This is a genomic window from Patulibacter sp. (genome assembly GCF_030655195.1).
Classification (GTDB): Bacteria; Actinomycetota; Thermoleophilia; order Solirubrobacterales; family Solirubrobacteraceae; genus Patulibacter.
In genome coordinates this window covers 1-8,763 of sequence record NZ_JAURWA010000033.1, presented here as the reverse complement: position 1 = coordinate 8,763, position 8,763 = coordinate 1, and the positions used below count along the sequence as shown (strand labels likewise).

10 protein-coding genes are annotated in these 8,763 nt (G+C 73.9%); 7 read left to right on the top strand and 3 right to left on the bottom strand.

Features of this window, described 5'->3' with window-relative positions; genetic code table 11:
- The first annotated feature begins 56 nt into the window (after positions 1-56).
- The 3 genes from Q7T67_RS03770 to Q7T67_RS03760 are packed head-to-tail and all read left to right on the top strand — an operon-like array spanning position 57 to position 1,896.
- Complete coding sequence (locus tag Q7T67_RS03770) at positions 57-776, top strand: hypothetical protein (RefSeq protein ID WP_304786147.1); 720 nt, start codon at positions 57-59, stop codon at positions 774-776.
- Positions 777-799: 23 nt separating this feature from the next.
- On the top strand, positions 800-1,333 hold the full coding sequence (locus Q7T67_RS03765; RefSeq protein ID WP_304786145.1) for a hypothetical protein: 534 nt from the start codon (positions 800-802) through the stop codon (positions 1,331-1,333).
- 41 nt (positions 1,334-1,374) lie between these two features.
- A complete protein-coding gene (locus tag Q7T67_RS03760; protein ID WP_304786143.1) occupies positions 1,375-1,896 on the top strand; it encodes a hypothetical protein in 522 nt (173 codons plus the stop codon).
- Positions 1,897-1,930: 34 nt separating this feature from the next.
- Here Q7T67_RS03760 and Q7T67_RS03755 read toward each other — a convergent pair whose 3' ends face one another.
- Complete coding sequence (locus tag Q7T67_RS03755; RefSeq protein WP_370695356.1) at positions 1,931-3,037, bottom strand: UDP-N-acetylmuramate dehydrogenase; 1,107 nt, start codon at positions 3,035-3,037, stop codon at positions 1,931-1,933.
- Positions 3,038-3,134: 97 nt separating this feature from the next.
- Here Q7T67_RS03755 and Q7T67_RS03750 point away from each other — a divergent pair, with 97 nt between their 5' ends.
- Positions 3,135-3,659, top strand: coding sequence for a hypothetical protein (locus Q7T67_RS03750; RefSeq protein WP_304786139.1), 525 nt, complete (start codon positions 3,135-3,137; stop codon positions 3,657-3,659).
- A gap of 97 nt (positions 3,660-3,756) precedes the next feature.
- Here the strand turns inward: Q7T67_RS03750 and Q7T67_RS03745 are convergent, their stop codons facing one another.
- Entirely contained in the window at positions 3,757-5,034 is a 1,278-nt protein-coding gene (locus Q7T67_RS03745) for an acyl-CoA dehydrogenase family protein (protein ID WP_370695355.1), read from the bottom strand.
- A gap of 133 nt (positions 5,035-5,167) precedes the next feature.
- Here Q7T67_RS03745 and Q7T67_RS03740 point away from each other — a divergent pair, with 133 nt between their 5' ends.
- Positions 5,168-5,854 carry a TetR/AcrR family transcriptional regulator gene (locus Q7T67_RS03740; protein ID WP_304786135.1) on the top strand — a complete coding sequence of 229 codons (687 nt, stop codon included), beginning with the start codon at positions 5,168-5,170 and terminating at the stop codon, positions 5,852-5,854.
- Between the two features lie 54 nt (positions 5,855-5,908).
- Here Q7T67_RS03740 and Q7T67_RS03735 read toward each other — a convergent pair whose 3' ends face one another.
- The gene (locus Q7T67_RS03735) at positions 5,909-7,183 is read right to left on the bottom strand and encodes a hypothetical protein (protein ID WP_304786133.1); all 1,275 of its coding nucleotides are present in this window, start codon (positions 7,181-7,183) and stop codon (positions 5,909-5,911) included.
- Positions 7,184-7,373: 190 nt separating this feature from the next.
- Between Q7T67_RS03735 and rpsD the strand changes: the two genes are divergently transcribed.
- Positions 7,374-8,012: a 30S ribosomal protein S4 gene (gene rpsD / locus Q7T67_RS03730; protein ID WP_304786131.1), complete on the top strand. Its 639-nt coding sequence runs from the start codon at positions 7,374-7,376 to the stop codon at positions 8,010-8,012.
- Between the two features lie 403 nt (positions 8,013-8,415).
- A partial coding sequence (locus tag Q7T67_RS03725) for a hypothetical protein (RefSeq protein ID WP_304786129.1) occupies positions 8,416-8,763 on the top strand: 348 nt, incomplete at its 3' end.

The following is an 8,763-nucleotide window of genomic DNA, read 5'->3' as shown; positions in this document are numbered from 1 at the left end:
GAGGCCCGGGCCCGGGCCTCCGCGCGCGCCCACGGGGCCCCGCTACGGTTCGGCGGATGCAGCGGAGCTCCCGACGCGCGGTCCCGGCCCTGGCCGCGACGCTGGCCCTCGTGCTCGCCGGCTGCGGCGGCGCGGGGTACGGCGAGCCGATCGCCGCGACCGACGGCGGGGCGACGGTCGCCCTCGCGCCCGCACCGGTCACCACACCGGCCGAGGCACCCGGCACGACGACGCCCCGAGGCACCACCACCACGGGGACGACGAGCGCCGGGGGCACCGCGCCGAGCGCCGCGGAGCAGGACGCCGACGGGGCCGGCGGCGGGACGACGTCGACCTCCGAGGGCGGCGGGAGCGACGGGGCCGGCGGCGGTTCCGGGGCCACGGACACCCTCGCGGCCTACGCCGTGGACGCCAACCGCTTCTGCACCGGCTTCAAGGGCGCGACCCGCGCGCTGACCACCGACATCGGCGCGGCCGGGACGAACACGAGGGCCGTCGGGCAGGCGATCATCCGCTACGGCAGCGCGATCACCTCGGCGGCCACCGGGCTGCGGGCCGCGCCCGTCCCGAGCAGCGCGAGCAGCTACCACCGCCGAACGCTCGCGTGGGTCTCCGGCGTGACCTCCGCGATCTCCGCCAGCCGCAGCGGCCTGGCGAGCGGCAGTCAGAGCGCCGGGGCGACCGTGGTGCGGAAGGTCCAGGGCCTCGGCGCGCCGCCGCTGGGCTCGGCGGTCCCGTCGGCGCTGCGGGACCGCGCCACGGCCTGCGCCTCGTGAGCGACGTCCCTACGATGCCGGGGGTGTCCGGACGCCCCTCCCGCCCGTCGCTCCGCCGGATCGGCGTCGTGCTGGCCGTCCTGGCGTGCTCGGGTGGACTCGTCGCCTGCGGGTCCGACGCCGAGACGACCTACGCCGATGGCTGGGACAACGCCTGCGGCGACGTCGGCGACGCCGTCTCCGCGTTCCGCACCGCGGTCTCCAGCGCGGCGACGGACTCGCCCGACGCCGGTGACGCCCAGGCCGTCCGGGGCCCCTCCTCCGCGGCCGTGCGCGCCGACCTGCTCGCCCCCGCCGTCGCGCTGCGCCGCGACCTGGCCGAGGTCGCCGGGGAGGTCCGCGCCCTCGATCCGCCCGAGCGCTGGGCCACCTGGCACGGACGCGAGCTGCAGCAGCTGGCGGTGCGCCTGCGGAGCGTCGACGCCGGTGTCGCGCGGCTGCGTCGCGGCGACCCGGACGCGTTGCCGCTCCTGGCCGTCGGCAGCATCGGCCCGGCGTCGGTGCGCGCGCCCGACAGCCTGCGCGCCCGCACGCCGGAGTGCACCGTCCTGCGGTGAGTCGCCGGGCCGTCCCGCGCGGGTGACGTATCGTCCCCGCCATGGCCACCCGCGTCTCGCTGCACCGCCCCGCCGCCGTCCTCGCCGCCGCCGCGCTGGCGCTCGGGGCCGCGGGCTGCGGCGGGGGCTCCGACGACGGTGGCGGCTCGGACGGCGGGGGCGGGTACGCGTCGACCTGGAACGAGGTCTGCACCTCGCTCTCGAACGCCCAGACGAAGCTGCAGACCGACGGGGCCGCCCTGCAGAAGTCGCTGAAGTCGCCGAGCCAGGCGGAGCTGGCCAAGGCGTTCGCGACGCCGGTCTCGGCGTTCGCGGACTCGATGGCCGCCGCGCTGGACCGGGTCAAGGGCCTCGACGCCCCGGAGGACCTGAAGAGCTTCCAGTCGAAGGTCTCGGCGTCCGCGCCCGGGACGATCAAGGTGCTCCGCGATCTGAAGGGGCCGCTGACGAAGGGCGACGTGAAGGCCACGCAGTCCGTCATCGGCCGGATCGACGCGAACAACGTCTTCCCCGCGATCCCGGCCGCCCTGAAGAAGCAGGCCGCGGCCTGCAACGTCTTCTAGCGGTCGCCCGCCCGGGCCGCCGCGTCGGCGGCCCTCACCACCGGGCGCCGACGAACACCGGCTCCGGGTGCAGGGCGATCCCGAAGGCCCGCTCGACGCCGCCGGCGACCTCGCGGGCGAGCGCCACGAGGTCCGCGGCGTCGCCGCCCCGGCTCGTCAGGGCGAGCGTGTGCTTCGACGAGATCGCGGCACCGTCGCGCGCGTGGCCCTTCTCGAACCCCGCCCGGTCGATGAGCCAGGCCGCCGACGTCTTGCGCCGGCCCGGCCCCGCCTCGTACTCCGGAGGCTGCACGTCCGGTCCGAGGCGGTCGGCCACGCGGGCGCGGAACGCCGCGAACGCGTCGTCGTCGAGGATCGGGTTGGTGAAGAACGACCCAGCCGAGCGCGTGTCGGGGTCGGACGGGTCGAGGACCATGCCCTTGCCGCGCCGGAGCGCGAGCACGGCGTCACGCAGCTGCGCCGCCGGCACCCGCTCCCCGGCCGCCGCCCCCACGCTGCGGACCAGCTCGCCGTAGCGGACCGGCGCGCCGAGGCCGGAGCGCTCCAGCGCGAAGGTGACGTCGAGGACGACGCGATCGTCCCGGCCCTTGAGGACGCTGTCGCGGTAGGCGAAGCCGAGCGCCTCGGCGGGCAGCGTCGCGACCTCGCCCGTGCGCCGGTCGAGGACGCGGACGGCGACGATCGTGTCGGCCACCTCCTGCCCGTAGGCCCCGACGTTCTGGATCGGGGTGGCCCCGGTGGCGCCGGGGATCCCCGAGAGGCACTCCAGGCCGGCGAGGCCGTCGGCCACGGCCGCCGCGACGACCGCGTCCCACGGCTCTCCCGCGGCGACCGTCCGCAGCACCCGTGGCGCTCCCCCGGGGCCGCCGGCGTCCTCCGCGTCGTGGGTGCCGCGGGTGCGGACCAGGACGACGTCACCCGGCAGCGGGTCGTCGGAGACGACGACGTTGCTGCCCCCGCCCAGGACCAGCAGCGGTCGGCCGGCGCGGTCGGCGTCGGCGATCGCCTCGATCAGCGACGCCTCGTCACGGGCGACCAGCACGCGCTCGGCGGGACCGCCGATCCCCAGGGTGGTCAGGGTCGCCAGCGGGATCGCCGGACCGGGCCGCGCGGCGGGGAGTCCGGGCACGGGTGGGACCACGTCGGGCACCGCTCCAGCGTACGCCGGACGGCCGGACGGGACCCGCGTGGGGTGCGCGGTGGTCGCACGACGCTCCCGCGACCGTTACGGTGCCGCCATGCTCACCAGCCACAAGCGCCTGCTCGTCCCAACGCTCATCGCCACCGCCGGTCTGGCGGTCGCCGGCTGCGGCGGCGGTGGCGGCGGCAACGAGGAGGACTACGTCAAGACCTACGAGGGCGCCTGCAAGAACATCGTGACGGCCACGTCCGACTTCCAGAAGTCGGCCGGCAGCCTCGCGTCGACCGCGGCGAGCGACCCGAACAAGGCCGTCTCCACCCTCAAGGACGGCGCCACGAAGCTCTTCACGACCTTCGGCGAGTCGATCCAGACGCTGGCCGACGCCGACGCGCCCGAGAAGTTCAAGGACTTCCAGGACTCGGTCAAGGACGGCGCGGACGACGCCAAGAAGGGCATCGACGAGGCCAAGGCCGAGGTCGCGAAGATCAAGTCGATCAACGACTTCGCCTCGCTCGGCTCGAAGTTCGAGAAGATCGACCTCGGCAACACGAAGGACCTGCCGAAGGAGCTGGGCGAGAAGGCCCCGTCCTGCAAGTCGTTCGGTTCGGGCTCCAGCAGCTGATCCGGCGGCCGCCCCCGCGGGGGCGGCCGACCGCAGGAACGACGAAGGGCCGGGAGCGCTGCTCCCGGCCCTTCGTCGTCCTCAGGGGTTCTGTGACCTACGGGACGCGGATACCGGAGATCGTGCGGGCGATGACGAGCTGCTGGATCTCGGAGGTGCCCTCGAAGATCGTCATGATCTTCGAGTCGCGGTGGAAGCGCTCCACCGGGTACTCGCGCGTGTAGCCGTTGCCGCCGAGGATCTGGATGGCCTCCTCGGTGATGCGCACGCCGGCCTCGGAGGCCTTGTACTTGGCCATCGAGCCCTCGGCGTTGGGGAACTCCGCCTTCTGGCCGCGCAGCGTCGCGCCGCCGAGCCAGGCCGCGCGCTGCACCAGCAGGCGGGAGGCGTCGAGCTCGGTCTTCATGTTCGCGAGCTTGAACGCGATGGCCTGGTTCTCGATGATCTTGCGGCCGAACTGCTCGCGCTCCTTGGCGTAGTCCAGCGCGTAGTCGTAGGCGGCGCGGGCGACGCCCAGGGCCATCGCGCCGACGGCGGGGCGGGAGGCCTCGAACGTGGCCATCGAGGCGTTGCCGTGGGCGCGCTTGCCCTCGCGGACCTTCGCCAGGCGGGCGTCGAGCTTGTCCTTGCCGCCCAGGAGGTATGCGCCGGGGACGCGGCAGTCGTCGAGGTTGACGTCGGCGGTGTGGGAGGCGCGGATGCCGTGCTTCTTGACCTTGGCGCCCTGCGAGATGCCCTTGGCCTCGCTCATCGGGACGATGAAGGCGGCGTGGCCGCGGGAGCCCAGCGACGGGTCGACGGTCGCGATGACGACGTGGACGTCGGCGATGCCGCCGTTGGTGGCCCACGACTTCTGGCCGTTGAGGACCCACTCGTCGGTGGCCTCGTCGTACTTCGCCGTCGTGCGGACGTTGGAGACGTCGGAGCCGGCGTTGGGCTCGGACGAGCAGAAGGCGGCGACGACCGGCTCGGAGGCGGTGCCGTAACAGCGCGGCAGCCACTCGGCGATCTGCTCCTGCGTGCCCTGGCCGAAGATGGCCGAGACGGCGAGGCCGGTGCCCTGGAGCGCCATGCCGATGCCCGCGTCGCCCCAGAAGATCTCCTCGAGGAAGATCGGCGTCAGCTGGCCGGTCGGGTCAAGGAACATCGACATCGTCGACTCGAGGCCGTAGAGACCGATCTCGGCGGCCTCCTTGACGATCGGCCACGGGAACTCCTCCCGCTCGTCCCACTCCGCGCCGGCCGGGCGGATCGTGTTGACCGAGAACTCGCGGACCCAGTCGCGAAGGGTGACCTGCTCCTCGTTCAGCTCGAGGGAGAAGGTCTGCCACTCCGGCTTCATGCGCTCCTGCGCAAGCTCGCCGGCGATGGTCATGAAGTCGGAGGTGGTGCTCATGCGTTCGGTCCTCGAAGGATGCGGAGGGAGGTCAAGGGCGCGCGCCGCGAGCCCGTACTCGGAGTGTAACCACGGTTTACAGACGATGCAACCGCGGGTAGGATCGTCCGTGATGAGCCTCCGCAGCCCCTCCACCCCGGACCGGCGGGCCGGCACCGCCGCGCGCCGGCGCGACCGCGAGCGGGCGATCCTCGAGGCCACCCGGACGCTCCTGGACGAGCGTGGCGCGCAGGACGTCCAGATCGACGACGTCGCCCGCGAGGCGGGACTGAACAAGGCCCTGATCTACCGGCACTTCAGCGGCAAGGACGAGCTCTTCGCCCTGGTGATCGTCTCCTACGTCGACGACTTCCTCGGACAGGTCGACGCGCTGCCCGAGGACGGCACCGCCGCCGAGCGCCTGACCGCCTTCGCCGAGACGTTCCTCGGGTTCTGCCTGGAGTACCCGGCCTTCGTCGAGTCGGCGATGGGCATGCTGCGCCAGCCGGGCACCGAGCTGCTCGAGCGCGTCAGCGAGGGCGCGATGCTCCAGATGGGCCGCGCGGTCGCCTCGGCGCTGCACCGGCCGATCGAGCTGCTGGACGAGGGCGACTCCTCGGGGGAGTTCTCGGTCGCCGACCCCGACTACACGGCCAACGCGATGTACGTGCAGATCCTCGGCCTCGCGCACCTCGCCCGCGTGGGCAACGCCGTCCGCGAGCTGCCCGACGGGATGCCCTGGTTCTTCCCGGTCCGCACGGACCAGGTGCGGGCGTCCGTCCGGTCGCTGGTCCGGGCGGCGCTGGCGCCCGCGGCCTAGAGGGACGGGACGACGCCGCCACCTCCCGCGGGAGGACGGCGGCGGCCCCGGCGCCTAGAGGACCGGGGTCGCCCCGAGGCCCGCGGCGACGCGGGCCGAGCGGTAGGACTGCACGAAGGACCGCGTGCGGTCCGCCTCGGTGGCCGACTGCGGCCGGACGCCGTCGAGGCACTGACGCGCGATGCCCTGGGCGGGCGTGTTCTGGAACGAGCCGATGCAGCCCTGGACCTTCGTCGCGGTCGCGCCGCCGGCCTCGTAGGCCGCCGCGAGCTTCGTGCGGATCGCCTCCTGGTTGGACTGCCGGGCGGTCACGTCGCGGGCCTGGCCGGCCGCGCGGGTCCGGGCCCGGGCGACGGCGGTGAACAGCCGCTCGGCCTCGGCGACGGCGGCGTCGGCGGAGGTCGGACGTGCTCCCGTGCCGTCCCAGGTCGAGATGCCGTCGCGTGCCGCGCGCAGGAGCGCGAACCCGCGGGTGAGCTCGGGCCGGGCGCTGCTGCCGGTGCGGATGACCCGCTCGACGGCGCTGACGAACGGCGGGCGCTTCGCGGACGAGGAGGACGACGACGTGGTCGTGCGGCGGGAGCCGGAGGGGTTCTTCGCCCGTGCCCGGACGGACTCGCCGAGGACGGCGGTGCCGCGGATCGCGTCCTTGGTCGGCGCGATGTCGTCGACGGAGCGCAGGGCCGCCACGGCGCGGGCCGATCGGCGGCCCAGCTGGTCCAGCAGCGGCGAGCGGGGGTTCTGCAGGACGCCCACGACGGCGCTGAGGTAGAGACGGTCGGTCGCGAGGGCGCGACGCACGCGGGTCGTGCGACCGGTGGTGCCGGAGTCGACGCCCTCCGTCTCGTCCTGGACGTCGCGGAGCGTGGCGAGCGCCGCGCGGGCGGCGCCGAGGGCGGCGTCCGGATCGGTGTCGGCTTCGAGCTCCTCCAGGCGGTCCGAGAGCGTGCGGTGCCCGTCGACGACCCGGGTCAGCCGCTGCTGCAGGTCGTCCTTCTCGTCCTCGATCGGGTCCGTGTTGGCGACGTACCAGATGGCGTAGAGCACGCCGATGAAGAGCAGGGGCACGAGGAGGCGCACGATCCACGGGGCGCGACGCCGGGTCCGCGACAGCGCGGTGGCCGCCTGCTCGCCCGAGCGGACGAGCGGCACGCCGCAGCTGGGGCAGTACCGGGAGCCCATGACGACCCGCGCCTCGCAGCGGGTGCAGCCGATGACGGGTGGCTCGGCCGGCCCGTCGTCCTCGACGGTCCCGTCCTCCTGCCCGTGCAGGTCGGGATCGTCCCCCGGGCGGGGCTGCGGGTGCTCGTCGGTGGAGGTGTCGCTCATGACGTGGTGCGGACGGACGGCGGGACGTACCTGGCGCTCCGCGATCCTGCCGGTTCCGGGGGATTTCCGCGCCGTGTGGGAGATTCCTCCCCGGCGCGACGGCGGATCTTCGCATGCCGGACGACGCGAGGGGCACCGACCTGGCTACCCTGTGTCGTCGTTTCGTCGGAGCAGGACCACAGGAGGCCCAATGGGTCGTTACACCGGGCCGGTCGAGCGGCTCTCGAGGCGCGAGGGCGTCGATCTCGAACTCAAGGGCGCTCGTCGCCTCGCAGGCAAGGGTGCTCTCGAGCGCCGTGGAGCCCTGCCCCCCGGACAGCACGGCGGTGGCCGTCGCGTCAAGACGTCCGTCTACGCCCAGCAGCTGCGTGAGACGCAGCGGGCCAAGCGCTACTACGGCATCCGCGAGAAGCAGTTCCGCAACCTCATGAACGAGGCCAGCAAGCGGAACGCGGAGAACACCGTCACGGGCGAGCGCATGCTGCAGCTCCTCGAGTCGCGCGTCGACAACATCATCGTCCGCCTCGGCTTCGCCTCCACGCGTGCCCAGGCCCGCCAGTTCGTCTCGCACGGTCACGTGCTGGTCAACGGCGTCCGGCACACCGTCGCGTCCGCGCGCCTGTCCCCGGGCGACGTCGTGACGATCAAGGACGGCAGCCCCGTCCGCCCGATCGCCACGGAGTCCACCGAGCTGATCGCGATCGTCCCGGCCTGGCTCGAGGCCGACCACGACGGGCTGTCCGGCCGCGTCCTGCGCCTCCCGGACCGTCACGAGATCCAGGTGCCGATCACCGAGCACCTGATCGTCGAGCTCGCCGGCCGCAAGTAGCCGGCCCGGCGTCCCGCTCCCGGCGGGACGCCACCGCACGCCGACGGCGTGCCCGCGGTGCGCCACGACGCGCACCGCTCCCGGGACCGACGCGGTCCCGCTCCGGCCACCGGGCCGGTCCTCTCCGACACCCACCTGCCCCCGCCTCCCGAGGCGGGGCAGGGCGGGCGGTCGTCGCGGTGCCCACCCCACGGCATCCTCAGAGAACTCTCACGGTCCTCGGCGGTGCCCGCACGGCCCGCCACGAGGGCGAACGCCGTTTCGGCCCCCTCGCGGCCAGACGGACGATCAGGTGCACGGTGGACCTTCGTCCTAGTCCATGCGTACTATCCGGGTATCCACCGATCGGTGTCCCGGCCCCGCGAATCCTCGCGGCCGAGGCCCGCACGAGGAAAGAGCAGCCATGCGCACCGTCAGATCACGTCCCCCCCTCCTCGCCCTCGCGTTCGCCCTGTTGGTGTCGTTGGGCGCCTCGTTGGTGTTCGCGTCGGGCGCGTCAGCGGCTGAAGCTCCGAGCTTCCAGTGCCGCGCGTCGGCTCTGGCGGTCTCGATCACCGACCAGCCCTACGTCGAGCCGCTCGTGGCCAACGGCATCAAGGGCTCCGTCCCCGGCCCGACGTTCGACAAGGCGCTGTGCACCAACGACGAGCAGGGCGCGGGTGATGTGACCAACTCCGCCGGCCTGCAGGGCCTGCTGGGCACCACCGCCGTCAAGGTCAAGACGACGATCACCCCCGAGCTGGGCTCCTCC